Source organism: Salirhabdus sp. Marseille-P4669 (genome assembly GCF_900240405.1).
GTDB lineage: Bacteria > Bacillota > Bacilli > Bacillales > Alkalibacillaceae > OEQK01.
The window spans coordinates 37053-62712 of record NZ_OEQK01000006.1 but is presented as its reverse complement, the minus strand read 5'-3'; the positions used below and the strand labels follow the sequence as shown (position 1 = coordinate 62712).

General features: G+C 36.4%; 31 protein-coding genes. 21 read left to right on the top strand and 10 right to left on the bottom strand.

Annotated elements, in window-relative coordinates; all coding sequences use genetic code 11:
* The first annotated feature begins 18 nt into the window (after positions 1-18).
* The 7 genes from C1A05_RS12320 (at position 19) to C1A05_RS12290 (ending at position 7138) form a co-directional block, all read left to right on the top strand.
* Complete coding sequence (locus C1A05_RS12320; protein ID WP_102028542.1) at positions 19-840, top strand: sulfite exporter TauE/SafE family protein; 822 nt, start codon at positions 19-21, stop codon at positions 838-840.
* 14 nt (positions 841-854) lie between these two features.
* Complete coding sequence (locus C1A05_RS12315; protein WP_102028541.1) at positions 855-2249, top strand: bifunctional metallophosphatase/5'-nucleotidase; 1395 nt, start codon at positions 855-857, stop codon at positions 2247-2249.
* A gap of 61 nt (positions 2250-2310) precedes the next feature.
* Positions 2311-2613 carry a YunC family protein gene (locus tag C1A05_RS12310; RefSeq protein ID WP_102028540.1) on the top strand — a complete coding sequence of 101 codons (303 nt, stop codon included), beginning with the start codon at positions 2311-2313 and terminating at the stop codon, positions 2611-2613.
* Between the two features lie 150 nt (positions 2614-2763).
* On the top strand, positions 2764-3552 hold the full coding sequence (gene yunB / locus C1A05_RS12305) for a sporulation protein YunB (protein ID WP_159462067.1): 789 nt from the start codon (positions 2764-2766) through the stop codon (positions 3550-3552).
* 142 nt (positions 3553-3694) lie between these two features.
* A complete protein-coding gene (locus C1A05_RS12300) occupies positions 3695-5260 on the top strand; it encodes a Na+/H+ antiporter NhaC family protein (protein ID WP_102028538.1) in 1566 nt (521 codons plus the stop codon).
* 205 nt (positions 5261-5465) lie between these two features.
* On the top strand, positions 5466-7028 hold the full coding sequence (locus C1A05_RS12295; protein WP_102028537.1) for a sodium-dependent transporter: 1563 nt from the start codon (positions 5466-5468) through the stop codon (positions 7026-7028).
* Complete coding sequence (locus tag C1A05_RS12290) at positions 7028-7138, top strand: methionine/alanine import family NSS transporter small subunit (protein ID WP_102028536.1); 111 nt, start codon at positions 7028-7030, stop codon at positions 7136-7138. The genes C1A05_RS12295 and C1A05_RS12290 overlap by 1 nt, the downstream gene beginning before the upstream one ends.
* A 45-nt stretch (positions 7139-7183) precedes the next feature.
* On the opposite strand, the gene C1A05_RS12285 is transcribed toward C1A05_RS12290, so the two are convergent.
* Positions 7184-8161 (bottom strand): M23 family metallopeptidase, encoded by a 978-nt coding sequence (locus tag C1A05_RS12285; protein WP_102028535.1) that lies wholly within the window; start codon positions 8159-8161, stop codon positions 7184-7186.
* 130 nt (positions 8162-8291) lie between these two features.
* Positions 8292-8891 (bottom strand): YhcN/YlaJ family sporulation lipoprotein, encoded by a 600-nt coding sequence (locus C1A05_RS12280; protein ID WP_102028534.1) that lies wholly within the window; start codon positions 8889-8891, stop codon positions 8292-8294.
* A 176-nt stretch (positions 8892-9067) separates the two neighbouring features.
* Here C1A05_RS12280 and C1A05_RS12275 point away from each other — a divergent pair, with 176 nt between their 5' ends.
* Complete coding sequence (locus C1A05_RS12275) at positions 9068-9340, top strand: YutD family protein (protein WP_102028533.1); 273 nt, start codon at positions 9068-9070, stop codon at positions 9338-9340.
* Positions 9341-9379: 39 nt separating this feature from the next.
* Here the strand turns inward: C1A05_RS12275 and C1A05_RS12270 are convergent, their stop codons facing one another.
* Together C1A05_RS12270 and C1A05_RS12265 are read right to left on the bottom strand one after the other, a co-directional pair.
* A complete protein-coding gene (locus tag C1A05_RS12270; protein ID WP_102028532.1) occupies positions 9380-9685 on the bottom strand; it encodes a cytosolic protein in 306 nt (101 codons plus the stop codon).
* A gap of 91 nt (positions 9686-9776) precedes the next feature.
* Positions 9777-10046, bottom strand: coding sequence for a DUF3055 domain-containing protein (locus C1A05_RS12265; protein ID WP_102028531.1), 270 nt, complete (start codon positions 10044-10046; stop codon positions 9777-9779).
* A 196-nt stretch (positions 10047-10242) separates the two neighbouring features.
* Here C1A05_RS12265 and C1A05_RS12260 point away from each other — a divergent pair, with 196 nt between their 5' ends.
* Together C1A05_RS12260 and C1A05_RS12255 are read left to right on the top strand one after the other, a co-directional pair.
* Positions 10243-10680 carry a DUF86 domain-containing protein gene (locus C1A05_RS12260; RefSeq protein ID WP_102028530.1) on the top strand — a complete coding sequence of 146 codons (438 nt, stop codon included), beginning with the start codon at positions 10243-10245 and terminating at the stop codon, positions 10678-10680.
* Between the two features lie 25 nt (positions 10681-10705).
* Entirely contained in the window at positions 10706-11476 is a 771-nt protein-coding gene (locus C1A05_RS12255; protein ID WP_102028529.1) for a TIGR01457 family HAD-type hydrolase, read from the top strand.
* 47 nt (positions 11477-11523) lie between these two features.
* Here the strand turns inward: C1A05_RS12255 and C1A05_RS12250 are convergent, their stop codons facing one another.
* Positions 11524-12015: a phosphatidylglycerophosphatase A family protein gene (locus C1A05_RS12250; RefSeq protein WP_102028528.1), complete on the bottom strand. Its 492-nt coding sequence runs from the start codon at positions 12013-12015 to the stop codon at positions 11524-11526.
* 127 nt (positions 12016-12142) lie between these two features.
* On the opposite strand from C1A05_RS12250, the gene C1A05_RS12245 reads away from it, so the two are divergent.
* The 3 genes from C1A05_RS12245 to thrB all read left to right on the top strand — a co-directional run bounded on the left by C1A05_RS12245 (position 12143) and on the right by thrB (position 15307).
* Positions 12143-13141: a hypothetical protein gene (locus tag C1A05_RS12245; protein ID WP_102028527.1), complete on the top strand. Its 999-nt coding sequence runs from the start codon at positions 12143-12145 to the stop codon at positions 13139-13141.
* Between the two features lie 176 nt (positions 13142-13317).
* Positions 13318-14379, top strand: coding sequence for a threonine synthase (thrC, locus tag C1A05_RS12240; protein WP_102028526.1), 1062 nt, complete (start codon positions 13318-13320; stop codon positions 14377-14379).
* 1 nt (position 14380) lies between these two features.
* Complete coding sequence (gene thrB / locus C1A05_RS12235; protein WP_102028525.1) at positions 14381-15307, top strand: homoserine kinase; 927 nt, start codon at positions 14381-14383, stop codon at positions 15305-15307.
* 41 nt (positions 15308-15348) lie between these two features.
* Here the strand turns inward: thrB and C1A05_RS12230 are convergent, their stop codons facing one another.
* Positions 15349-15570, bottom strand: coding sequence for a NifU family protein (locus C1A05_RS12230; RefSeq protein WP_102028524.1), 222 nt, complete (start codon positions 15568-15570; stop codon positions 15349-15351).
* 161 nt (positions 15571-15731) lie between these two features.
* On the opposite strand from C1A05_RS12230, the gene C1A05_RS12225 reads away from it, so the two are divergent.
* The 4 genes from C1A05_RS12225 to C1A05_RS12210 all read left to right on the top strand — a co-directional run bounded on the left by C1A05_RS12225 (position 15732) and on the right by C1A05_RS12210 (position 17793).
* Positions 15732-16061, top strand: coding sequence for a YuzD family protein (locus tag C1A05_RS12225; RefSeq protein WP_102028523.1), 330 nt, complete (start codon positions 15732-15734; stop codon positions 16059-16061).
* Positions 16062-16203: 142 nt separating this feature from the next.
* A complete protein-coding gene (locus C1A05_RS12220; protein ID WP_102028522.1) occupies positions 16204-16446 on the top strand; it encodes a YuzB family protein in 243 nt (80 codons plus the stop codon).
* A 72-nt stretch (positions 16447-16518) separates the two neighbouring features.
* Entirely contained in the window at positions 16519-17382 is an 864-nt protein-coding gene (gene dapF, locus C1A05_RS12215; protein WP_373419477.1) for a diaminopimelate epimerase, read from the top strand.
* A 54-nt stretch (positions 17383-17436) separates the two neighbouring features.
* The gene (locus tag C1A05_RS12210) at positions 17437-17793 is read left to right on the top strand and encodes a HesB/IscA family protein (RefSeq protein WP_102028520.1); all 357 of its coding nucleotides are present in this window, start codon (positions 17437-17439) and stop codon (positions 17791-17793) included.
* A gap of 253 nt (positions 17794-18046) precedes the next feature.
* Here the strand turns inward: C1A05_RS12210 and C1A05_RS12205 are convergent, their stop codons facing one another.
* Entirely contained in the window at positions 18047-19036 is a 990-nt protein-coding gene (locus C1A05_RS12205; protein WP_102028519.1) for an NAD(P)/FAD-dependent oxidoreductase, read from the bottom strand.
* A 305-nt stretch (positions 19037-19341) separates the two neighbouring features.
* Between C1A05_RS12205 and C1A05_RS12200 the strand changes: the two genes are divergently transcribed.
* The 4 genes from C1A05_RS12200 to C1A05_RS12185 all read left to right on the top strand — a co-directional run bounded on the left by C1A05_RS12200 (position 19342) and on the right by C1A05_RS12185 (position 23639).
* Positions 19342-20562, top strand: a complete 1221-nt coding sequence (locus tag C1A05_RS12200) for an NAD(P)/FAD-dependent oxidoreductase (RefSeq protein WP_200816494.1) — start codon at positions 19342-19344, stop codon at positions 20560-20562.
* 145 nt (positions 20563-20707) lie between these two features.
* On the top strand, positions 20708-21025 hold the full coding sequence (locus C1A05_RS12195; RefSeq protein ID WP_234998511.1) for a YuiB family protein: 318 nt from the start codon (positions 20708-20710) through the stop codon (positions 21023-21025).
* A 177-nt stretch (positions 21026-21202) separates the two neighbouring features.
* Positions 21203-21907 (top strand): 3D domain-containing protein, encoded by a 705-nt coding sequence (locus tag C1A05_RS12190; RefSeq protein WP_159462066.1) that lies wholly within the window; start codon positions 21203-21205, stop codon positions 21905-21907.
* Positions 21908-22154: 247 nt separating this feature from the next.
* Positions 22155-23639, top strand: a complete 1485-nt coding sequence (locus tag C1A05_RS12185; RefSeq protein ID WP_102028517.1) for a leucyl aminopeptidase — start codon at positions 22155-22157, stop codon at positions 23637-23639.
* A gap of 51 nt (positions 23640-23690) precedes the next feature.
* Here C1A05_RS12185 and C1A05_RS12180 read toward each other — a convergent pair whose 3' ends face one another.
* From C1A05_RS12180 to deoD, 3 genes are all read right to left on the bottom strand, one after another.
* A complete protein-coding gene (locus tag C1A05_RS12180) occupies positions 23691-24299 on the bottom strand; it encodes a biotin transporter BioY (RefSeq protein ID WP_102028516.1) in 609 nt (202 codons plus the stop codon).
* A gap of 84 nt (positions 24300-24383) precedes the next feature.
* Positions 24384-24761, bottom strand: a complete 378-nt coding sequence (locus C1A05_RS12175) for a hypothetical protein (protein ID WP_102028515.1) — start codon at positions 24759-24761, stop codon at positions 24384-24386.
* Between the two features lie 115 nt (positions 24762-24876).
* Entirely contained in the window at positions 24877-25584 is a 708-nt protein-coding gene (gene deoD, locus C1A05_RS12170; RefSeq protein ID WP_102028514.1) for a purine-nucleoside phosphorylase, read from the bottom strand.
* Between the last annotated feature and the right edge of the window lie 76 nt (positions 25585-25660).

The window sequence follows — 25660 nt, the reverse complement described above, 5'->3', positions numbered from 1 at the left end:
AGATAGTAGGGATTCTACATGATGTATATTTTACTCATCGTTATTGGGTTTTGTACAGCTTTTCTCGGTAGTATTGCAGGATTAGGTGGTGGAGTGATTTTTGTTCCATCCATTTTAATTTTAGCAAATTTTTTCGAAGACTTTTCTTGGGCAACTCCCCAAACACTAGTTGGTATGTCTTTATTAGTAATGGTGTTTACAGGTCTTTCTTCTACATACGCATATATAAAATATAAACGTGTAGATATAAAAAGTGGATCGATTTTTTTAATAGCTAGTATTCCTGGCTCCTTATTCGGTGTCTGGTTGAATCGTTATATTGAAGGAGAAAGCTTTAAATTATATTTTGGAATTTTAATGATTATTATTTCCGCCATGTTTTTTGTACGCAAAAGAATTTCTGCGAGTAAACTTAGCACCAATACTAAAGGTTTTCAAAGGACATTTACACATAATGGCGAAACATATACATATTCCTATTCTATACCAGTAGCTCTACTTATTGCGTTTTTTGTTGGAACATGCTCTGGGCTTTTTGGAATTGGTGGAGGCTCCTTAATGGTGCCGACCATGATCATGTTATTTGGCTTCCCTGCTCATATTGCAGCACCAACTTCGATGTTCATGATTTTTATATCGAGTAGTATTAGTTCCGTTGCCCATATTGCACTTGGGCATATTATTTGGGGCTATGCTTTATTCTTTATTATTGGTGCTTGGTTCGGAGGAACTGTAGGAGCTAAAGCGAGTCAACGAATGAAAAATGAAACGATTGAGTGGGTTTTACGCATTTTAATCATATTAGTAGGCATTAATTTAATTTGGGAAGGTTTAAGATAAGAGGAGACACGTAAATGGTCGAAAATATTTATCTTTACTTTACGAGTGACATTCATAGCCATTTTGAAAATTGGCCGAAAATTGCTCATTTCTTGAAGCAAAGAAAACAAAATCATGAACAAAAAAAGGAATCCTATTTTTTATTTGATAATGGGGACCATATCGATCGTTTTCATCCAATTACAGAAGCGTCTTTAGGTAAATCCAATGTGGAGTTGTTAAACCATGGTGGCTATCATGCAGTTACAATTGGAAATAACGAAGGAATAACACTGCCTAGTGAAAGTTTTCATACTTTATATAAGGATGCAAGCTTTGAAGTAGTATGTGCTAACATTCATCCAGTTGAGAAAAAAACACCTAACTGGTTAAAACCTTATACGATTCTAGAAACAAAAAGTGGCTTGAAGGTTGGAGTGATGGGACTAACAGCACCATTTAACGCCTTTTACCAACCATTAGGCTGGAACGCGATATCACCTTATGATGCATTAGATACGTTTCTACCTACGCTTTCTTCCCAAAGTGATATTGTGATTCTTCTATCTCATTTAGGTTTTAGTGAGGATGAATACATTAGTAACAACTATAACAATATTGATTTTATAGTAGGTGGACATACGCATCATTTATTAAAAGATGGAGAAATGGTAAAGGATACGTTGTTAGGAGCTGTCGGGAAACATGGCTTTTATGTAGGAGAGGCATGCATAGAGTGGGATCACAGCCAAAAGCGAATTATTACGAAATCTGCCAAAGCAATGGATTTAACAAACGCCCCTGAAGACGAAGAGGTCCTAAGTCTGCTTAACAAGTACGAGGGTCAAGCACATCAAATTTTAGATGAAAAAATAATTTCATTAAAAGATCCATTAAAAGTTAATTGGTTTAAAGAAAGTGCGCTTATGACGGATTTAACTGACCTTCTAAGGGAGTGGACAAAAGCCGATTGTGCAATGCTTAATGCAGGTGTTTTGCTTGAGGATTTGCCGATGGGGGACATTACAAGAGAGGATATCCATCGCATTTGTCCTCACCCTATAAATCCTGCCACTGTTTCTATAGTTGGGGACCAATTGTTAGAGACGTTACGAATGGTCCACACGAAATCGTTTATGGAATATGAGCTTAAAGGATTTGGTTTCAGAGGTAAGCAAATTGGAAAAATGATATTCTCTAATATCGTTTTGAAAACAAAAAAAGGGCATGATGGTGAGGAACGAATCCTTCATGTCTTAATCAATAATGAACCATTAGACTTAAATAAAGTGTACACGTTAGCAACTGCTGATACGTTTACGTTTGGCACGTTACTTCCCTCCGTATCGCGTGCAAAAGATAAGAAGTACTTTTTACCTGAATTTTTACGAGATTTGTTAACATACTCGTTAATAAGAAGGAATGGGTAAATCGTAGTTCACATTTCCAAGCTCTTCTCATACATTGTATGAGAAGGGAGCGTGGAGCAAGTTGGTTACTGTTAAACCTTTATGGATTGACGATAAAGCATTTACTGCTGTGCAAGTTAAATTACCGAAGACTAACTTGTTAGTAGTTTCCAATGAGGTTGGCTATATTATGTGTGGCGCATTAGATGTAGACTTATTAAGTGATAAGTTATACGAGCGTGAAATTGTGGCAGGAAGAGCAGTTGGTGTCAAAACAATTGAACAGTTATTAGAAGCGCCTCTCGATAAAGTAACAATTGCATCCAAAGAGAAGTATGGTTGGGAAGAAGGAATGAACTGTAAAGAAGCATTATTGTTATTGTAGTAAAATTGGATAAAAAATACATTCTAAAAACGCTTGGATGATAAAATTCAAGCGTTTTTAGTCATGAGTAAAAAGTTAAGAAATTTTCCATAAAAAAATTGGTCAACCCTTCTTTGTACTTGCATAGATTGTACAGAGGAGGTATTAGGTGTGAGAAGAAAATTTGGAAAGCAACAAAGAAAAGGACCGCCTCCAGTAGGCAGAGTATTTATTATTACATTAATTGTATTCATTTTTACTGTATTTGTTAGCTTAGAATTAATTGATAAGCAAATACGACCTACTTTAATGGATATTGCAGAACAAAGAATTGAACAAGTTGCAAGACAAGCGATCAATCAAGCAATTAGTAAAAAAATGATGGATGATTTAGAAGGCGCTCGATTAGCTAGCTTAGAGTTTGATGAACAAGGCAATCTTATTTCATACGGTTGGGATCCTGTTGTTGTAAACACAATTCAACGGAATGCTCAATATCGAGTTGAAAATTACTTAAAAAGGGTAGAGCGGGGTGACCCCATTCCTGAAATGTCTTTAGACGTGCAGCCAGAATCAACGGAGGAAGAAATTGATCCAGATAATTTAAATCAAAGTTCCGCATTTACATCGGTACCATTAGGGCAAGCGACAAACAATACACTACTTGCGAACCTGGGTCCCCAAATACCAATTCGATTTTCAATCATCGGCGTTGCACAGTCCGATATAAGCATTAAAAAAGAAGAGTTAGGAATCAACAATACATTTTTAAATTTAACCATGGACTTAAAGGTTACCGTTCAAATCGTTGTTCCATTTTCCACTGAAATTGCTGAGTATACGCAAAATGTATATTTAGATGGACAACTAATTCCTGGAGATGTACCAGAATTCTTTGGTAGTGGTGGTGGGAGTGACGGTCCTGAGGTAACGGTTCCGTATGATTCCCTTCAAGAATAAAGAGTTAAATAAATTGGTTAAAATTTGCTTGTAACGTGAATAGTAAAAGTGATAGACTAACAAAGGTAATGATAGAGATAGCTCTGTCATTACCTTTTTTTACATCAAGATATGCTATTAATGTTTAGGAAGGAAGAGATATATGGTTGGTACGATATATTCATTAATACCGCCAATTGTGATGATTATTTTAGTTTTATTAACGAGAAAGGTATTATTATCACTTGGTGTAGGAATTATAATTGGAGCTCTAATTATAACGGAGTTTGATGTTTTACAGGGGCTCAAGACAATTTGGTCATCTTTTTCTGACATCTTTGTAGCAGAAGGTGCAGTTAATTTAGGAAATGTATATTTACTGCTGTTTTTAATTTTCTTAGGGATTATGACTGCGTATATGGCAGCCTCTGGAGGAACGAAAGCGTTCGGCGATTGGGCTATCACCAAAGTAAAAACGAGAAAAGGTGCACAGCTAGTACCATCGTTTTTAGGTATTGTTATCTTTATAGATGATTATTTTAATAGCTTGGCTGTAGGGCAGGTTGCGCGTCCATTAACAGATAGATATCGAGTATCAAGAGCAAAGCTTGCGTATATTATTGATTCGACCTCAGCGCCGATTACGGTTCTAGCACCTATTTCAAGTTGGGGAGCTTATATCATTGGAACACTTGCCGTAATTATTGAAGAGAATAAATTGATTCAATATGAGCCTCTAGAAGCATTTGTTAAAATGATTCCGATGAACTTGTATGCTATTGTGGCATTACTATTTGTTTTCATTGTTATTTTATTAAAATTGGATATTGGTCCTATGAAGATTCATGAAAGAAGAGCGATTCAAACTGGTGAATTAGTGGATCCGAATCGAAAAGATCTTAATAATGGGATGGAAGATGATTTAATAGAATCGAAAAAAGGACATGTTTCATTTTTGTTAATCCCAATTATTGTATTAATTGGAGTAACAATCACGTCTATGATTGTTACTGGAATTCAGAATACAACTGGATCTGTGGATATATTTGCGATATTTAATAACACGGATGTAAATTTCTCGTTATTTCTTGGTGGTTTAATAGGTGTTATCGTTGCGATGGTTTTATATTTGCTTAATAGACACTCAAGTGCTACCAATGGAAAGGTTATCGTAGAAGGTACAAAATCCATGCTGCCTGCTATTTATATCTTACTTTTAGCTTGGATGCTTGGGGCAGTTATTGAGCTACTGGAAACAGGTCCTTATTTAGCAAACCTTGTAGAGCAATCCGAACTTAAAGTAGAATATTTACCTTTCATTATTTTTCTATTATGTGGAGTAATGGCATTTGCTACCGGCACTTCATGGGGTACCTTTGGAATTATGCTTCCGATTGCAGGAAGTATAGCAGCTAATTTAGATGTAGATATGTTTTTACCTACTCTTGCAGCGGTGCTGGCTGGATCTGTGTTTGGTGATCATTGTTCACCAATATCCGATACAACCATCTTGTCCTCAACTGGAGCAGGCTCCAATCATATAGATCACGTTATGACCCAGCTCCCATATGCAATTATTGGAGCGGTAGTAGCTGCTACCGGTTATATCGTTCTAGGTATAACAGAGCAAATCCTTCTGTCCATTTTAGTAAGTATTATTTTACTATTGCTTATTTCCTTTGTGATGAAATATTTATTAAAAGATGAGATTGAAGAAAAGTCCCTATAAATAGGGGCTTTTTCTTTATCATTCGATAAATTTTAATAGCCCACGGACAATCAAAAATTCCCTTTGACACTAGTACCATAAGACTGTATAATACAGACAAGTTTTAATTATCAGAAAAATGAATATTTTTAAAACATTTATCTTGTACCAGGGTCATATTATTTGTAATGTACAAGGAAATGTAAAAAAAGGGAGGAGAAGTAATATGAATCGTGCGCAGTGGGGAACACGATTAGGCTTTTTATTAGCTGCAATGGGTTCTGCCATTGGATTAGGTAACATTTGGCGTTTTCCAGCAGTTGCCTATGAAAATGGAGGAGGAGCATTCTTTATTCCTTACTTATTTGCCTTGCTGACTGCTGGTATTCCACTACTCATTATGGAATATACAATCGGTCATAAGTATCGGGGATCTGCTCCTAAATCATTAGGTAGAGTAAGTAAAGGCTTTGAATGGATTGGTTGGTGGCAAGTACTCGTATCATTTGTTATCTCCACTTATTATGGTGTTATTATTGCTTGGGCTGCAATTTATGCATATTATTCTATTGGCCAACAATGGGGAGATGACACACAAGGGTTCTTACTATCTGATTTTCTTCAAGTAGCTGATGCCGGAGTATTCGGTGGATTTGTACCAATTATTTTGGTTGTTTTAATTGTTATTTGGTTCGTTGTTTTAGGAGTTCTTTTTGCAGGTGTTCGAAAAGGTATTGAACTAGCAAACAAGATCTTCATTCCTTTATTGGTGGTATTATTTCTTATTTTAGTTATTCGTGCGTTAACTCTTGATGGTGCTATGGATGGATTAAATACATTCTTCCAACCTAACTGGAGTGAAATAATGAATGGTGAAGTATGGGTTGCGGCATATGGTCAAATTTTCTTTAGTTTATCGATTGGCTTTGCGATCATGATTACCTATTCTTCTTATCTAGATAAAAAATCGGATATTACAAACAATGCATTCATTACAGGTTTTGCTAACTCTTCCTTTGAATTATTAGCAGGTATTGGGGTATTTGCTGCTCTTGGATTTATGGCTTCAGCAACAGAGCAACCTGTAACAGAAGTTGTGAGCGATGGAGTAATTTTAGCATTCTCGGTATTTCCTACTATTATTAATGAAATGGGTGGATTCTGGGGGGATGCATTTGGTATTTTGTTCTTTGCATCCTTAGTATTAGCAGGTTTATCATCTTTAATTTCTATTTCCGAAACCTATGTTGCAGGGCTGCAAGAAAAATTAAATATCTCAAGGTCAACTGCAGTATTTGCCGGTGGAGGTCTTGCTGCTCTTATTGGTTTAATCTATGCAACAAAAGGTGGCTTAAACTTCTTAGATTCTGTAGATTATTTCATTAACTCATATGGTGTTGCATTAGCAGGACTGTTTGAAGTGGTTGCAGTCGCATGGTATGCAAAATCGCTAAAAGATTTACAAAATCACGCAAACTCTGTTTCTGACATCAAACTAGGTTTGTGGTGGCGATTCAGCTTAGGGGTTATTACACCGATTGTACTTGGTTACATGATGCTTCAAAATCTTAAGAAAGATTTAGTAGGGACAGTTGATCCTGCAACAGGAGACCGTACCTTCTATGGTGGATATCCTCTCGAATTCTTGTTCAATTATGGCTGGCTAGTAGCAATTGGAGCGATGGCGATAGGAGCGGTATTTGCAATGAAAAAATGGCCAAATAATGATTTATCCTATAACTATAAAGCTCCGACAAGTTCAAAAGACAGCAAGGAGGTGTCCCAATAATGACAGCTGGAGCTATTGTAATGGCAGTAGTGGGTATTGTGATTATCTGGGGTGGTTTAGCAGTTAGTGTGATGCATGCGAGAAAGGTTGCTAAACAAAAAGCGGAATAAAAAGGATGAACCCGAAGAGAAGTTCCTCTTCGGGTTCTCTTCATTTTATTTCACTCTTTCCAGCCTTTCCCACTTCTTCAAATACGGATATGGGTCAAAGGACCATTCTGTTTTACCGTTGTCCCGATACATTCCGTAATGTAAGTGGGGAGGGAATTTACCTGAGGTGCCTGGCGGGCCATATCCAGAAGCGCCTACATAGCCAACGACATCTCCTGGTTTAACTACATTGCCTACTTCTACATTTTTCTCAAACCCATTTAAATGTGCGTAATAGTGATAGATGTTATGTGTGTCACGAATCCCAATACGCCACCCACCAAATCGGTTCCAGCCCTTCATCTCAATAACACCATAAGTTGTGGACCGAACAGGTACGCCATAATTTGCAAAAATATCGGTGCCTTCATGTATTCTTCTGCCTCCAAATCCTCTTGGAGAGCCCCACGTGTTTCGATAGCTATAGTTCGCATGTAAAGGGACGGGAAATACATTATCTTCTAAATTTAACGTATTAAATGTTTTATAAACTTTAGCCATGTTCATGATGGATTGGACGGTTAGTTCTCGTTGATAATAATTCCATAAGGCAATTTTAATATCTTGCTTGGACCAACCATTATTTAAAATAAACTCTGCAAAGGCATAAAGAATATCCTCATCATTAGTGCGGTCCGCGTAGTTGTCTCCGTTCCCATCCTTACCAAATCCATTAAATAGGTCAACATCTGCTATTGGTTGTGCATTCGCCTCATTTGGGTTTGCGATTCCGTTCCATTTTTCTAAGGGTATCGTAATCCCAATTATATCTGTCTTCGATGCTTCTTCATCATTTACGTTATGCTCATATTGATCAATTGCAGCAAAGTAATACCATGGAATTTGGGTGAGAGCTTCTGTTTTTTTATATAAGGCCATTCTTTCTTTGAAAAGACCTTCTTTAGAAGGTGTTTCTGTTGCTTCGATTGTTATCGAGCATATAAGTAACATTCCTAAAATAAGAATGCTTACCAATGTTTTCATATGATTCCCCTCCGAGTAAACTGTTCATACTCCTATCTTTTGATTTCCCCGGTAAAAACATAAATGGTAATACTTGTATAAAAATATGTTAAACAAAAACAAGCAACGAAAGTGTTGCTTGTTTTAATCATCACATATTGTTTCCATTTCCATTATGTTGATAATTTTCTGGGTCCTGTCCTTGTGGGCTTTCGGAACGGAACCGTTTCTTTAAATTATCAATTGCTTTTTTATCATCCGCCTCTGTAACTTTATTATTTCCTAATGCCTGTAAATCTTCATAGGCAGTTGGTTGATCGGAAATATATACATCAAACCAGCTAGGGAGCATACTTAATGCTGTACGTTTTACTGTGTCAGCTGCCCATTCTTGTTCTGCATCCTCCGATTTTGTATAGGCAACGAAAGTCGCATCATCCGTAACTAAAGTTGCCGCCTCCTCAATGCCATTAAGTTTCAGCAATGTCCTCGTAATCATATTAGCAGTTGCTTCTCTGTCCATCATTGGTACGTTCTGTTGTTCCTGATCTTGATTTAGTTGTTTTTTGTCATAACGAACATATCCAAACTGAGTACTTTGCTGTTCTTCAGATGTTCGAGTGTTTCGAATCTCCATATCATTTCCTCGTAATGCTTGTTGATCTTCATCTCCTAAGCCTGCTTCATCCTTGGCGCAGGCCGAAATAAGTAATGTAGCTGCACATGCTCCAACCATTAAATATTTTTTCAATGTATTGCCTCCTTCTTCAAAGAGTACCAAATGTCTATTTAGTTACGTACTATTTCTAGGTTGTGTCAAAAATATATCTTCATGCTAAAAATTATGCTCGAACTTATTAGGAAAAATATGATAAACTTAAGTAAAAATATAAGTATATCGTGGTATGCTTATGATAGGTGATTAGGATGATTGAACTTTTAGGAAAAAAATATGAAATACTTGATGAGTATAAGGATGCTTTCCAGGAAGAAGTTGTACGAGAGCGTTTTAGTGATATACTAACGAAATATGATTTTATAGTTGGCGATTGGGGCTATGGTCAGTTGCGCATGCGCGGATTTTATGATGACCAAAATCCGAAGGCTAATTTTGATACGAAAATTTCAACCTTAAAGGATTATTTATATGAATACTGTAACTTTGGTTGTGCTTATTTTGTTATGAAAAGAATGGATTAACAAACACCCCATGTGATGAGACCATGGGGTGTTGTTTTTTTATTGATTGTCTTGAGGTGGTTTTATGTCCTTATCTGGTTCATCATGGGTTGGGTGAGCACCGGGAAACTGCCTTGGTAAATCCTCATGCAAACTCTTGTATTCGTAATTAAATGGAGTATAATGTCGTTGCCCTTCGATTGTGTTTTTACTCTCCAAAGGCTCATTTTTACCAATTGGTGATCCATACGGCCCTTCTGGAAGTTCTTGAGCAGACATATATTTCCGTTGAACCTCTACATCTGCAAAGTCATCAAATTCCAATTTGTCGTGATCAAATTCTTTATCATATCGATTTTTTCCCAAGAAAAAACCTCCTTTATGATTACTTTTCACAAAGGAGGATAAATTATGTTGTTTTCTCGAACTGTAAATATTAGAAACAAGGCTAAAATAACTAGATTATTTCTGAGAGAAAGGCATGTAGTTCTTCACCTTGAATTTCGGTTAATTGAAAAGCGTGCTCTAAGTATCCTTTTTCGTTTAAATCATCCTGCCCGATGATGGCAAAACGGTTGCCTTGAATATCGAGTACGATAGATTTACCATAGTATTTATCTGTTTTAATAATGGCCAAATCATATCTGCTTGCATTTCCCATAAAGCTCACAAAACGAATATCCGCATTTTCCTTTTCATCATATAGGAAAAATCGCTCTTCTGACATTTCATCTCCTCCTAAAAATATTGCCCCCGGCAGCTTCTGTTTATTTTCTCGTTTTACGAATAGACTTAGAAGCAATTTATTAAGGATAATCATAACAAATAATGAAGAAGATGAAAATGCTCATTGCTGCATTTATCAACGAATGAAAAGTGTGATAAGATGAAAATGGTAAGCATGAAAAATTGAGGTGACAGGAATGTATTTTGTAGATCGTAACAAAATTGAACGGCACTTACTATACATGGAAGGTATTTTGCAGCAGTTTGAACAAGAGGAATTTACTACATGGCAGGAAAAAATGGCGTTAGAACGCATTACACAAATGATCATAGAATCGATGATAGATGTGGGGAATTTAATGATAGATGGTTTTATCATGCGTGATCCAGGAAGCTATGAGGATATCATTGATATTTTAGTGGATGAAAAAGTTTTACCAGAAGAAGAAAGTAATCAATATAAGGAAGTTTTTCAATTACGAGTTGTATTAGTTCGGGATTACTTAAACATTTCTCATGACAATTTAATTCATGTACTAAAAAATAATTTCACTTCATTAGAGAAATTTAGTGAAAGAGTAAGGGACTATTTAAATAATGAGCTAGGTGTCTACACAGCGTTTAAACCCGAATAAAGATTCAGAAAAGGATGTAATTGGAATGAAAAAGTATCAAGGCTATTTAATTGATTTAGATGGAACGATGTATCTAGGGAGTGAGCGGATACATTATGCCAAGGAATTTATTGAAGCATTAAAGGAACGTGGTATTCCTCATTTATTTGTGACAAATAATTCATCAAAAAGACCAGACCAAGTAGCAAAGAAGCTTAGAGAAATGGATATTCCAGCAGATGAAGAGCAAGTGTTTACAGCAAGCTTAGCTACTGCATCTTACATAAAAGAGCAAAAGGAAAAGGCCAAAGTATTTGCGATTGGTGAAGTTGGGATTATGGATGCATTGGCAGACATTGATGTAGAATTTGTGGAAGAAGATGCCGATTATGTGGTGATGGGAATTGATCGGGATATTACATATGAAAAGCTAGCAAAGGGATGTTTAAACATTAGAAGTGGTGCTACTTTCATATCTACAAATAGCGATATCGCAATCCCTACTGAGAAAGGCATGCTTCCTGGGAACGGCTCTCTTACTGCGGTACTTCAAGTATCAACAGGGAAAGAGCCCATTTTCATTGGTAAGCCAGAATCCATTATTATGGAGCTAGCACTTAAAAAACTAGGTCTTACGAAAGAAGAAACGTTAATGGTTGGCGATAATTATAATACGGATATAAAAGCTGGTATGAATGCTGGGATGGATACTCTACTAGTATATACAGGTTTGTCTACAAAGGAAGACCTTGCTAGAGTGGAGCAACAACCAACCTATACGGTACAAACATTAAATGATTGGATAGAAAACATGTAAAAAGGCAGAGGAAATGCTCGTTAAGCATTCCCTCTGCCTTTCCTTCATTATTCCTCTTGACTATGAGCCAATCTACTAGAAGCAGCTGCTGCTATTGCTCCAACAATATCATCTAAAAACGTGTGACATTCTCCGCTTGATTTATCATTTAACTTCTTCAATATTCCAGGCTTTTGTTTGTCAATATACCCATAGTTCGTAAATCCAATTGACCCGTAAACGTTAATAATGGATAGCGCGATAATTTCATCAACTCCATATAAGCTTTCATCAATTGCTATCGTTGTCTGAAGCGGTTCTTCTAATTTCTTTTGTTCGGCTAACATATCCAATTGAATTCCGGTAAGAATTGCGTTTTGTACCTCTCTTTTTTCCAGAACTCGTTCCACGTTGTATTTGCATTCTTCCATTTCAAGATTTTCATGATATGGGGACTGTAAATAATAAACTAATTCGGTTATATGCTGAATGGTAACTCCCCTTTGCTCTAACCATTCCCTTGCTTTTTGCTCTAAAGGCTTTATTTTTTTATTTTCCATTTTTTATCCCACCTTACTCATTTCGTATTGTTTGTCCGCATATAGTTATTAGAAGGAAACGTTCTATTATACGATAAATGAACTACTACTATGCCTTTATCGTTCATTAAATAAGGGAGTGAGCAGTTTGAAAGACATTTTAAGGCGCTTTTATCCTTATCAATTTCAATATGAGTCCACCATCTCAGGTTATACAGCCTTTCAAGAAGCAGATGGCTGGGTTCTCGTGCTTCCAGGTGACTACATAGATGAAAATGAAATAACAGAGCAATATGTTATCGCTGATTTTATTCAAAAGTCCGGTTTTCCCCATATGGCTGTGCCAGTCCAATCCGTATCGGAAAGTTATCGAGTTCCCATTAATAAAGAAGAACATGTTTACGTATGTCAACTTCAACCAGTACAGGCACCAAAAGATTATAATGAACTAATCCATTTTCTTGAACGTTTTCACAATACGTCTCGCAGTTTTCCTTATTCTCCGATATATGTAAATCGATACGGTCATTGGAAGAAAAATTGGGAACAGATTGTGGATCAATTCGATTTTGTTAAACAAAGCTATCTCGAAAAAGATGAATTAACAGACATGGAACGACTTTGGCTAGAAAGCTGTTTTTATTTCATCGGGATAGGTGAAAATGCGATTCAATACCTACAAGAAACCAACCATGAAAAACAATATAATCAGTATGATCAGCCAGTTTTTGCATTTGAGCGCATTCTTCCTTTTCCGAACACAGAAGCCATACTCCCAAATCGTATCGTTTATGACCACCCCTCTAGAGATTTAGCAGAGTTGACACGTCACATTATTTTAACTCAGGGAAGAGATGGGTTATCTACAATTGGAAATATGCTTACAGCCTACAATCAAAAGCGTCCATTAAGTTTATTTAGTTGGCGTTTATTTTATGCTAGATTGATATTTCCTATACACTTCGTTGATTACTCAACTGAAATTATTAGTCAGCTTAAAGATAATGATTATGAATATAGAAGATTAAAAGCCTTTTTCTCTTATCAGAATGAATATGAATATTGCCTGAAGCAGATTCATCAATACATAAATAGAAATGTAGACCACACTCTACCTAGCCTAGATTGGCTTGAAACAATCAAATAAGAATTCTATAGGTGCAAGGCGCTAATGTAATTGAAAAAAGTTACAGAGTGCTAAGCACCTATTTTAATATTCTTTTGCTTTTTCCTGTTGCCAAATAAAAAATGAAAAGCTATAATGTCTACTACATACATACAAATGTACATGTGGAGAGTTCTTTTTTTAGAGGGGGAGCATAAATGCCTAAATGGGAAGGCTTATTAAAGCATTATCAGAATCTATTACCAATCGGGGATCAGACACCTTTCCTAACATTGCAAGAGGGAAACACACCATTAGTCAAATTAGATAAATTATCTGAGCTTGTGGAAGCGGAAGTATATGCGAAGGTGGAAGGGGTAAATCCTACAGGTTCCTTTAAGGATCGTGGAATGGTTATGGCTATGGCCAAAGCCATGGAGGAGGGTTCTGAAGCGGTCATATGTGCATCAACCGGTAATACATCTGCATCGGCTGCAGCTTTTGCAGCAAAGGCAGGTTTAAAATGCATTATTGTCATTCCAAATGGAAAAATTGCTCAAGGTAAGCTAGCCCAAGCCGTTATGTATGGAGCTGAAATATATGCAATCGATGGCAACTTTGATGATGCATTAAAAATTGTTCGCGAACTAAGTGAGAACGCACCAATTACACTTGTTAATTCGGTTAATCCATATCGATTAGAAGGTCAAAAAACGGCAGCGTTCGAAATTTGCGATCAATTAGAAGATGCTCCGGAGTATTTATTTATACCGGTTGGTAATGCGGGTAATATTTCTGCTTATTGGAAAGGCTTTAAAGAATATGCGGAAATTCATTCATATCGTTTACCAAAGATGATGGGCTATGAAGCAAGCGGTGCGGCTGCCATTGCTCGTAATCAAGTTATCGAAAATCCAGAAACGATCGCAACGGCAATACGGATTGGTAACCCAGCTAGCTGGGAGCTGGCAGTGGAAGCATACCAACAATCTGGTGGGGAAATAAATGAGGTTACAGATGAGGAAATTTTACAAGCATACAAATGGCTTGCCCGACATGAAGGAGTTTTTGCAGAACCAGCATCGTGTGCATCCATTGCAGGTGTTCTTAAGGCGTCTAAACAAGGTAAAATCGAAAAAGGTGCCATTATAACCTGTGTGCTTACTGGCAATGGGTTAAAAGATCCAATCGTTGCAGTTGAAAATAGTGATGTGACACCAACAGTGCTCCCAAATGATGCTGAAAAAATAGTAGATGAGATAAGAAAGAGTGTTGTGTAGCATGAGGGAAAAACAAGTACGGATAAAAGTGCCCTGTAGCACATCCAATATTGGACCAGGATTCGATTCTATCGGGATTGCTCTCAATTTATATTTGATAATTGAATGTTATCCCAATGAGGAATGGGTATTTATACAAAAAGATAAAGATTTTCAACACCTACCTAAAGGAAAAGACAACATGCTTTATGAAATGGCTATTAAAGTAGCCCATAGATTTGGATTTACTGCTCTACCACCATATAAAGTCGAGGTTTTAAGTGAAATACCGATTGCAAGAGGCTTAGGAAGCAGCGGTGCTATTACTGTTGCGGCTATAGAGTTAGTGAATCAAATCTTAGGTCTAGAGCTAACGTTAGATGAAAAAGTAAAAATTGCCGCTGACATGGAAGGGCATCCAGACAATGTAGCTCCATCTTTTCTTGGAGGCTGTGTAGTAGCATATTATAGAGAGAACGAACTTTATTATGTGAATAAGAAAAAGATGGATTCAATTGAATTTGTTGCAATGATTCCTAATTTTGAACTACGAACGAAGGTGGCAAGAGATGTCTTACCAAAAGAGCTACCATTTGTTAAAAGTATAGAAGGAAGCGCTATTGGGAATGTATGCACAGCTGCAATTTTCCAAGAAAACTATGCATTACTAGGGGAAGTGTTGGAAAAGGAGCTTTTTCACCAACCGTATCGGAAGCAATTTATCCCGCACTTTGATGAACTTACTACCTTTATGAAAAAAGAAGGCGCCTATGGTACCTTTTTGAGCGGTGCTGGACCAACCATGATTAGCATTATGGAAAAAGGTTTAGCGGCAAACAAAATGAAACAATGGAAGGAAAGGTTCACTGAGGCAGAATTTCAAATCCTACAAGTGGAGGAAACAGGTGTCCAAATAAAAACGATTGAAACAATTGGCCCCAAAAAATAAAGTAGCTGATTTTTATCAGCTACTTTTGTTTTATGATTGTACTAGAATACTTGTTCTACTTCACGAACTCCTGGAACTTCTGCAACTAAAGCTCGTTCAATACCAGCTTTTAATGTAATGGTTGAGCTTGGGCAGCTTCCGCATGCACCCATAAGACGAAGACGAACAATACCTTCATCAACATCTACTAATTCAACATCCCCACCGTCACGCAGTAAGAATGGACGTAGTTTGCTTATAACTTCATTTACTTGTTCAAACATCGACCATCTTCTCCTTTCTTACTATATATTTATTATAAGATGTTTTTACAAAAAAATCTATTGTTACAACTAAATTAATTGAGAATGTTTATCATTTTATCTTTTTCGCAACATTTTGTAAAATGATAAGTAGTGGTGACAAAAAGGAGTGGGTATAATAAATGGCTGAAACGGTTGAAATTACAGTATATGGTGCTGAACAACTTTGTGCAAGTTGTGTAAACTTACCAAGCTCCAAAGAAACATACGAATGGTTACAGGCAGCAATTGGACGTAAATATGGTAAAGATCAAATTGAATATACGTATATCGATATATTTTCCCCACCAGAGAATGAAAAACACCAGGCTTTTGCACAAAGAGTGTTAAATGATGAGTTTTTTTATCCTGTCGTTCTTGTTAACGATGAAGTGGTAGGAGAAGGAAACCCAAAGCTTAAATCCATTTATCGGATATTAGATGAAAAGGGATTTAAAGAATTAAAGAAGTGATTAGGTAATTCTAAATCGGTATAACAGGAACGGGAATTTCGTTCCTTATTATGCGCATATGAACTTGAGATCCTAAATATACGAAACATCTCAGTAATGTCGTTTTAATACATCAAGATGGACAAGCAGAGGAGTGAGCAGAATGAATCCTATTATAGAATTTTGTGTGAATAATTTAGCGAGTGGTTCTCAAAAGGCATTTGAAGTATTAGATAAGGATCCAGATCTTGATGTTGTAGAATACGGCTGCACTACGAATTGTGGAATTTGTGCAATGACGTTATTTGCTATTGTGAATGGAGAACGTGTTATGGCTGAAACACCTGAGGAATTAGTGGAAAAGGTTTATCGGGAACTGGAGGATGATCCCTTTTACGGACTGTGAGAATTTTCTTGTTTACCATAACCGTAAAATTTATAATTTACATATACTTTATAAAAAGTTAGGATGAAAAGCATGAATATACCATTCACCAAAATGCATGGATTAGGGAATAATTATATATATATTAATACTGTTGAGTTTCCGTTAGTAGAAGGGGAATTACCAGAAATAGCCCGCTCTGTATCAAATGTAAACACTGGGATTGGATCAGACGGTATGATATTAATTACGCCTTCAACAGTGGCAGATGTAGGGATGCGAATTTTTAATAAAGATGGTTCAGAAGGTAAGAATTGTGGAAATGGACTACGTTGTGTAGCAAAGTTTGCATATGAACACAAATTGGTGAAGGATAAAGATTTTCGAATTGAAACAAAAGGTGGAATAGTGAAAGCATATGTGGAAGTGAAGAACGACCGTGTACATTCCATCACCGTTGATATGGGGCATCCAATATTGGAACGTCACAAAGTTCCAATGCGAGGTGTAAATATAGATAAAGTGGTTGGGGAAGCTTTTTCAATAAATGGTGAAAGCTTAGAAGTTACTGCTGTTTCGATGGGCAATCCTCATGCAGTTTTCTTTGTGGAAGATATTGAGGAGGCTCCTTTATATAAACTTGGCCCAATTATCTCTAAAGATGAACGTTTTCCAGAAGAAGTGAATGTGGAGTTTATCGAACTTGTTAACGAGCAAGAACTGAACTTTCGAGTTTGGGAAAGGGGCTCAGGTGTAACGCAAGCTTGTGGTACAGGTGCCTGTGCAGCAGTTGTGGCGGCCATCTTAAATGGTAAAATGAGTAAAGAACAGGAAATTTGTGTTCATTTAAGTGGTGGTGATCTTTGGATTACTTGGTCTAAAGACGGGCATGTTTGGATGCGGGGCCCCGCTGAATATATCGCACAGGGAAACTATTATTGGAATCCCGATCATTGAAATACGATTGCGATGGCAGTATACTTAAAATATAGATAAAGGAGTGAGGCTAAAATGTCTTTAAATATTACAGAAAGTGCAAGCTACCAAATTAAAGAAATGATGAAAGATGAGGACCAAGAGACAGTTCATCTTCGCTTCGGAGTAAAAGGTGGAGGCTGTAGTGGTCTATCCTATGCTTTAGGTTTTGAATATGAAGTGAGTGAAAAGGACGAGACGTTCACAGCTTCAGGTATCCCTGTAGTGATACGTAAAGACGATCTTCCTTTAGTAAATGGAACTACGATTGACTTTAAACAAAACATGATGGGTGGCGGCTTTACCATCGACAACCCAAATGCGATTGTATCTTGCGGTTGTGGCTCTTCCTTTAAAACAGCTACAAATGCAGGCGCACCGGAAAACTGTTAAATTAAAATGCTCGGATAAATTTTTGCCACAGTCTAATTGGACTGTGGCAATTGTTTTTTTAAGCCTTCCTATTTCTCACTTTGCTAAAAAGATGCTGGGACAATAGTTTTTTCTAAAAAGGAAGCCCCGAACTTTGACTTGCTAAGAAATACTGCTCGGGAAGACACTACGCTAATTTAGTCTATTATCTGCCTTTTGATTCAAACGGTTTCGTTATACCCCAGCCTCTTCCATTTAGAATGTTTCCATTATATTATTGTCCGAACATGCTAGTAGAGTGTTTCGGTTGTACTTTAGCATCAGGATCTATATACGTTTTGGCATTGTTTACAGCCGTTGGTCCCTCTCCAAATCCAGAGGCAATTAGTTTTACTTTACCAGGATATGTACAAATGTCACCAGCTGCATAGATACCAGGTATATTTGTTTCCATTTTCGTGTTTACAACGATGCTATTCTTTTCGATTTCTAATCCCCAATCATTTATAGGGCCTAATGATGAAACAAAGCCATAGTTTACGATCAAGTCATCTACCTCAACCGTAATGGTTTCATCTGATTTCGGCTTTTGTAATTCTACTTTATCAATTTTTTCATTTCCAATTAATTGTATAGGATTATATGGAGTCATAATTTCAACAGAAGAGTTTTTTAATTGCTCCACGCTATGTTCATGTGCACGGAATTTATCTCTACGGTGAACAAGGGTAACTTTTTCTGCAATTGGCTCTAACATGAGAGCCCAGTCTACAGCTGAATCCCCACCACCACAAATCATAACTTTTCTATCTTTAAAAACGCTCATATTTTGAACGAAGTAATGTAGGTTTGTCTCTTCAAAATGCTCTGTATCAGGTATGTTAAGGCGTCTTGGTTGAAATGCACCATTTCCAGCCGTAATTATCATTGTCTTTGTATAATGAACTTCCTTAGAAGTAGTTAGTTTTAATGTCCCATCTTCTAATCGTTCTACTGTTTCAACAGACTGATTTAATACGATTTCAGGATCGAACATTTTTGCTTGTTCTGTTAGGTTATCTACAAGTTCTTGGGCGCGAACTTTTGGAAAACCTGCAACATCATAAATATACTTTTCAGGATATAGTGCGGTTAATTGTCCACCCACATGTGGTAAGCTCTCAATGATTTTTACGCTAGCTTGACGTAATCCACCATAGAATGCTGTAAATAAACCGACCGGACCTGCTCCTATAATTGTAATGTCATAAACTTTATCCGTCACAAAAAATTCCTCCATTCTGTATGGTCGTATTTTATTTTAACATAATCTTAGTACAAATTGACCTTTTGAAGCCAATTTTGAAGTATAAAAATCTGAAAAGTCTGAAAGATAGGTAAAGGGTTGAAAAGATAGATGAAAAGTTCTATGATTGAATTTAGAAAAATATATTAAGATTTTGTGACAAATATGAGTCACTGCACTTATTTATTGATCTAATATCATTCATTATATATTCATAAGTGAATTTTGTCACAAACTTCGATTTATACTAAGGTTAATCAAAAAAACAAATGGAAGTGATAAAAATGAAGAATCCTAAAGTGGTTATTTTAGGAGCAGGTTACGGCGGTATGATGACTACCGTTAAATTACAAAAACTTATTGGCACAAATGAAGCAGATATAACATTAGTAAATAAGCATGACTATCATTATCAAACAACTTTATTACATGAAACATCTGCTGGTACAGCCCCACAAGAGCAAGTGAAAATTGCGATTAAAGATGTTGTGGACTTTAGCAAAGTAAATTTTGTTCAAGACACGGTTGTTTCGATTGATCCGAAGGCGAAAAAAGTTCAATTAGAAGATGGCGAATTAGAATACGATTACTTAGTAATTGGTTTAGGATTCGAATCTGCAACATTCGGTATTAAAGGTTTAGAAGAGAATGCTTTTATGATTAGTAATGTGAATAATGCACGTTTGATTCGTGAGCATATTGAATATAATTTCTCTCGTTACAATAACGAACCAGAAGATCGTCCAGAGTTACTTACAATCGTTATTGGTGGAGCAGGATTTACAGGAATTGAGTTTGCAGGGGAAATTGCGAACCGTGTTCCAGAACTATGTAGAGAATATGATATCGATCGTAGTAAAGTTCGTATTATTACAGTGGAAGCAGGTCCATCTGCACTAGCAGGTTTTGATCCAGAATTAGTAGAATACGCTCTTAATAAATTAGAAGCGAAGGGTGTAGAATTTAGACTAAGTACTGCTGTTAAAGAAGCAAAAGCGGATAGTATTATTGTGGAACATGATGGCCAACAAGAAGAGATTAAGACAGAAAACTTTATCTGGGCTGCCGGTGTTAAGGGTAACCCAATCGTTGAACAATCTGGCTTTGAAGTGAATCGTGGGAAAGTACAAGTTCGCCCAGATCTAAGAACGCCGGACTACGATGATGTATTTGTAGTAGGCGACTGTGCTCTAATTATGAATGAAGAATCTGGTCGTCCATACCCGCCAACTGCTCAAATGGCAATGCAACAAGGTCCAGTTGTAGCTCAAAATCTGAAAACACTGATTCGAGGCGGTGGTGAGCTACAAGAATTTGAACCAAACATTCTTGGTACTCTAGCATCCTTAGGTTCACGTGATGCAATGGGAGTTGTATTTGGTAACAAGAAGCTCTTTGGCTGGTCTGCATCCTTTATGAAGAAAATGAGTGATAACCGCTACTTAATGAAATTAGGCGGAATTGGACTTGTATTGAAAAAAGGTAAGTTTGATATTTTCCATTAATCGTAAATACATTATAAATTTTTAGACAAGAGCAAAGACGGTTTATCACTGTCTTTGCTTTTCTTTTATGATATGATATTCAATGGTAATATCGGAAAAGAAATTAGGTAAACACCGTTGTAGATGTTTAAGGAGGAAACTAGGTTTGAATATTTTGCATTTATTTGTAGGTTCTCTACTATTTTTTGTCTTGTTTTTCGGAATTTCTTTTATTCTAAATATGTTATTAAGAAAAACATGGGTCATGTCCTTCGTTTATCCGATCATTGTTTTTTTAATTGTAGATGATTTTAAGTTTAGTAAATACTTTACGGATACAATATGGGCCTTATCTGAACTAGGAGATAGGTTAATTCATTTAAAAATGGTTGATATCCTCTTTTTACTATTTGGATTTCTCGGGACAATAGTCTCTGGTGTTGTAATTAAAACACTACGATCTCGAGGATACAGAATGTTTTAAGAACAAAAAAAACACAGTATCTGAAATGGTACTGTGTTTTTTTACCTAATCCCCGATTTGTCTAATACCTGATGAAAATTTCCCTAATAGTCCGAAAAGCCAATCCATATATTACCAATCAATCTATGTATAATATTTTTTCATATTGGAAACGATGACACGGAGAGGTGTTATCGAATGAAAATGAATATTTTCAGAGGTATATTGATGGGATTGTTAGTTTTGGGTGCTTTGTTTACAACGTATTCTACTATATCCAATGTTACAACAAAGGACCTAAGTGAATGGTTTCATCAAGGGGAAACGCAGATTGTTTCAACTACTCCTCTTGAAAAAACAGCGAAAAATTCAACACATAATACACGAGCTACAAATTTAAGTAAAAAGAAATTAAAAGAATTAAAACCAAGTAAAAGATATGTATCTAGTCAAAAGATTCAGCAAGAGACGTTAGAGGAAGCTCTTGATTTATCGCAATATCCTAGCCAAAAGGTTATAGCTACAGGTTATACTGCTGGATATGAATCGACTGGTAAAAGTCCCGAACACCATACGTATGGAATCACGTTTTCGGGAGTAGAGGTAAGACGAGATTTATATTCTACTATTGCAGCAGACTTAAGTGTTTTCCCGATTGGAACCATACTATTTATTCCTGGCTATGGATACGGTGTTGTAGCGGATAAAGGAGGAGCAATTACTGGAAATAAAATTGATCTTTACTATGAAACTGTTGACGATGTTTATAAAAATTGGGGGAAAAAAGAAATCGATGTGTATGTGGTACAGAAAGGGAATGGAAGGTTAACAAGCGATCAATTAGATCAATTAAATGAAACCAAATCCCTTCAAGTATTCCGTCAAAAAATACTAGCTGAATAACATAGGAAATTTTTTGTATGAACATAAGAGGAACATTTGCGAAGAATCCAAACCATGATAAAACATGCTTTTATGGGTATGTATTGGTTTGGATTTTTTACTTGTCCTGTAAGCGTTTGATTGCACCCATTATACTATTTTTTGTAGGACTTAGATAAATTTAATTTTCTATCAAGGTACGTATCTTGTTCATTCATATTAAAAATATTATGAAACTTCGTTATAATAGAATTGGAGGTGTATTTTATTGTTTACCATTAAAAGTGAATACAAGAGTGTTCAAGGTGATGCGATTATTATTGGCCTATTTGAGGAGAGCCAAAGTAATCATTCTTTATACAATGATATCAATAAAAATCTAGACAATGAGCTAGAATTGTTGATGGAAGATGGAGATTTATCGAAAGCGTATAAAAGTATTACGAAGCTATATACAAATAAACGACTTGAGCAAAAGCGCTTATACGTTATTGGCTTAGGAAAGAAAAATGAGCTGACATTGAATCAACTAAGGAATGTATTTGGTACTTTATTTAAGCAGCTGCATCAAGATAAGAATAAACATATTGTTATAGACTTAGATTATTTTGCAACCCCTTCCGTTTCTATAGAACAAGTAGCGGAGGTTTTAGCTGAAGCACTACCAATGGCTACCTACGCACAACCTGTATTTAAAACGATAAAGAAAGATAATCGCATTCCAATTGAGCGTGTGACCATTATTTCAAATGTAGATAAAGAAATAGTAAAGAAAGCATTAGAAAAAGGCTATGCGTTTGGAAAGGGCACGACCTTAGCCCGTTATTTGGTGCACATTCCAGGTAATATGCTAACGGCAACAAAGCTTGCGGAACGAGCACTTCAAATAGCAAAAGAATATCAAATGGAATACGAAATTTTAGAAAAAGAAGATATGGAAAGACTCGGTATGGGGGCGTTGCTTGCGGTAAATCAAGGTTCTACAGAGCCCCCTAAGATGATTGTTTTAAAATATCAGGGTCAGGCAGAGTGGAAGGATGCTATTGCATTAGTCGGAAAAGGAATCACCTTTGATACTGGGGGATACTCGATAAAATCGAAAAATGGCTTAATGGGCATGAAAAACGATATGGGTGGAGCTGCGGCTGTACTTGGTGCAATGGCTACAATTGGAAAACTGAAGCCTAAGAAAAATGTGATTGCCGTTATCCCGTCTACAGATAATATGATTAGTGGTAATGCATTTAAACCTGATGATGTGATTTTTGCAATGAGTGGCAAATCGATTGAAGTTCGTAATACCGATGCGGAAGGCAGGTTGGCTTTGGCCGATGCGATTACATATGCAAAACGTTTTCATGTAGATAAAATTGTCGATGTTGCTACGTTAACTGGCGGAGTGATCACTGCATTAGGAGACAAGCTAACTGGTGCTATGACGAATGACCAAGACTTCTATAAGGAGGTCGAAATTGCGGCAAATTATGTGGATGAGCCTATTTGGCAATTACCATATAACGATCACTTTAAACAACAAGTACGGAATAGCGACGTTGCAGACTTAAATAACTCACCAGGACGTAAAGGGCATGCGATTTTAGCTGGTGCATTTTTAGCGGAATTTGCTGAAGCGACTCCTTGGGTACATCTAGATATTGCTGGAACTGCTATGGCGGATACAAATCATAATTTAGGGCCAAAAGGTTCAACTGGTGTTATGGCTCGGACGTTAGCAAAGCTCATCATAAACTAAAGAAAAAGGTAGGTATACAATGTATACCTACCTTTTTCAATCAACAAATACTTAATGTTGAATGTGTTGAGTAGGAAAAATAGGATTAGTCCGTTGAACGAGAACTTTGGCTAAGGAAGCAACAAAAAAGGTAAGGATAAAATCTTTTACAAAAAACGGTAGCATCATCATACTAGCTCCCGATAAAGAAATGGACGTTTCCATTACATTATTCATGATGAAATACAAATAAGGAGTACCAATAACATAATTTATCATTAGACCTACAAGTGCAGCGATCATATATGTAAGAAGGTTACGTTCTTTTACCTTTTCTGTGATCCAACCTGAAGCCCAAGCTACGAATAGAAAGGAAATCAGAAATCCACCTGTTGGAGTAATAAACTGTCCGATTCCAGCCTGCATTTCTGCGAATACTGGAACACCAACAGCACCTACAAGTAAATAGACAAAAATGGAAAAGGCACCTAACTTTTTCCCTAATAGTAATCCAGCTAGTATCGCAAAGAAGGTTTGAAGAGAAATGGGAACGGTTGCTCCACCTAAAGTCACTTTTAAAAATGGAAGCCAAATAGCAATATTCGCTCCTATAGCCATTAAAACAACAAATAATGCTCCTACTGTTAAATCGATAGCCCTAAAATTAGAGTGTTTGTACATTTCTAAGTCCTCCTCTCTTAGAGCCTATCATAATAGGATTAAAACCTATTGTCAACTATAATTTTTATTTGGTTAACAATTAGTTTACCAATGTAAAGCCATTACGAGTTTACAACAATCCACATCTTCAACTGAAGCATCCAATTCAATATTAATTCCATCGGGAGTAAATTTTACTCGAACTGGGTTTTTGATTCCTGTCTCTTTAATTAACTTTGACACTGTCTTTGTATCTGATTTTTGGGCATGTTCCATCACGTTTTTAGCGAATTGTTTTGATGTTGCAAACTGGTCAATAATCCGTTTCGCATCGATCATTAAACTTTGAAAAGCTTCTGCTGATTTTGTGAATTGTGCAGTATCTACTGGTGGGTATTGCTGTCGATAGGGATTTGTGAAATTTGGGACAAAGCCTTGATTCGGAATATAATATTGAGTAGGTAAAAGATAGAAATTATTCATCATGATCAACTCCTTGTTGACAATATATGAAGTGTTGTAATGGATGTGCATAAATTTGAAAGGATGGAAAAAAGTATAAAAAAAGCTGCCCGCTCTATGGGCAGCTAACGATTTTTTACTTAAGTACAGCATCTAACGCAATTTCCATCATATCATGGAAAGTCGTTTGTCTTTCCTCTGCAGTTGTTTCTTCGCCTGTTAAAATGTGATCACTAACGGTTAAAATAGAAAGAGCTTGTCTATTGTATTTCGCTGCTAATGTATATAGTGCTGTTGTTTCCATCTCGATTGCTAAAACATTGTATGCAGCAAGTAATTCATTTACTTCTTTCGCCTTGTCTCGATAAAAGCTATCACTTGTGAAAACATTTCCAACACGTAATGGAAGCCCTTTATCAGAACCAACATCGTATGCGGCTTTTAATAAATTGAAATCCGCAGTTGGAGCAAAATCAATGCCGTCAAAAACCATTCGATTTACTTGAGAGTCTGTAGAAGAGGATTGTGCTAAAATTACGTCTCTCACTTTTACATCTTTTTGAATGGCACCACAAGATCCAACTCGTATTAATTTTTGAACATCATATTCTTGAATAAGTTCATTTACATAAATAGAGATGGATGGAACCCCCATACCAGTTCCTTGTACCGATACTTTTTCACCCTTATATGTTCCAGTAAATCCATACATACCACGCACTTCGTTATAGCATGTAACATTTTCTAAATATGTATCTGCAATATATTTAGCGCGTAGTGGATCTCCTGGTAGTAATATCTTATCTGCAATATCACCTTTACTTGCACCAATATGTACACTCATGGAACAAGACCTCCTCATATATTATCCACTTAAAAGTATCATAACGCAGTTTTAAAAACAAATTTAGAATCGTTAT

Bases quoted from the DNA above. Each gene is read 5' to 3' on its own strand.
- C1A05_RS12175 (WP_102028515.1), bottom strand. From the start codon at position 24,761: ATGAATAATTTCTATCTTTTACCTACTCAATATTATATTCCGAATCAA.
- C1A05_RS12300 (WP_102028538.1), top strand. From the start codon at position 3,695: ATGGTTGGTACGATATATTCATTAATACCGCCAATTGTGATGATTATT.
- deoD (WP_102028514.1), bottom strand. From the start codon at position 25,584: ATGAGTGTACATATTGGTGCAAGTAAAGGTGATATTGCAGATAAGATA.
- thrC (WP_102028526.1), top strand. From the start codon at position 13,318: ATGCCTAAATGGGAAGGCTTATTAAAGCATTATCAGAATCTATTACCA.
- C1A05_RS12200 (WP_200816494.1), top strand. From the start codon at position 19,342: ATGAAGAATCCTAAAGTGGTTATTTTAGGAGCAGGTTACGGCGGTATG.
- C1A05_RS12210 (WP_102028520.1), top strand. From the start codon at position 17,437: ATGTCTTTAAATATTACAGAAAGTGCAAGCTACCAAATTAAAGAAATG.
- C1A05_RS12260 (WP_102028530.1), top strand. From the start codon at position 10,243: ATGTATTTTGTAGATCGTAACAAAATTGAACGGCACTTACTATACATG.
- C1A05_RS12290 (WP_102028536.1), top strand. From the start codon at position 7,028: ATGACAGCTGGAGCTATTGTAATGGCAGTAGTGGGTATTGTGATTATC.
- C1A05_RS12275 (WP_102028533.1), top strand. From the start codon at position 9,068: ATGATTGAACTTTTAGGAAAAAAATATGAAATACTTGATGAGTATAAG.
- dapF (WP_373419477.1), top strand. From the start codon at position 16,519: ATGAATATACCATTCACCAAAATGCATGGATTAGGGAATAATTATATA.
- C1A05_RS12190 (WP_159462066.1), top strand. From the start codon at position 21,203: ATGAAAATGAATATTTTCAGAGGTATATTGATGGGATTGTTAGTTTTG.
- C1A05_RS12250 (WP_102028528.1), bottom strand. From the start codon at position 12,015: ATGGAAAATAAAAAAATAAAGCCTTTAGAGCAAAAAGCAAGGGAATGG.
- thrB (WP_102028525.1), top strand. From the start codon at position 14,381: ATGAGGGAAAAACAAGTACGGATAAAAGTGCCCTGTAGCACATCCAAT.
- C1A05_RS12225 (WP_102028523.1), top strand. From the start codon at position 15,732: ATGGCTGAAACGGTTGAAATTACAGTATATGGTGCTGAACAACTTTGT.
- C1A05_RS12320 (WP_102028542.1), top strand. From the start codon at position 19: ATGATGTATATTTTACTCATCGTTATTGGGTTTTGTACAGCTTTTCTC.
- C1A05_RS12220 (WP_102028522.1), top strand. From the start codon at position 16,204: ATGAATCCTATTATAGAATTTTGTGTGAATAATTTAGCGAGTGGTTCT.
- C1A05_RS12255 (WP_102028529.1), top strand. From the start codon at position 10,706: ATGAAAAAGTATCAAGGCTATTTAATTGATTTAGATGGAACGATGTAT.
- C1A05_RS12230 (WP_102028524.1), bottom strand. From the start codon at position 15,570: ATGTTTGAACAAGTAAATGAAGTTATAAGCAAACTACGTCCATTCTTA.
- C1A05_RS12295 (WP_102028537.1), top strand. From the start codon at position 5,466: ATGAATCGTGCGCAGTGGGGAACACGATTAGGCTTTTTATTAGCTGCA.
- C1A05_RS12285 (WP_102028535.1), bottom strand. From the start codon at position 8,161: ATGAAAACATTGGTAAGCATTCTTATTTTAGGAATGTTACTTATATGC.
- C1A05_RS12180 (WP_102028516.1), bottom strand. From the start codon at position 24,299: ATGTACAAACACTCTAATTTTAGGGCTATCGATTTAACAGTAGGAGCA.
- C1A05_RS12315 (WP_102028541.1), top strand. From the start codon at position 855: ATGGTCGAAAATATTTATCTTTACTTTACGAGTGACATTCATAGCCAT.
- C1A05_RS12265 (WP_102028531.1), bottom strand. From the start codon at position 10,046: ATGTCAGAAGAGCGATTTTTCCTATATGATGAAAAGGAAAATGCGGAT.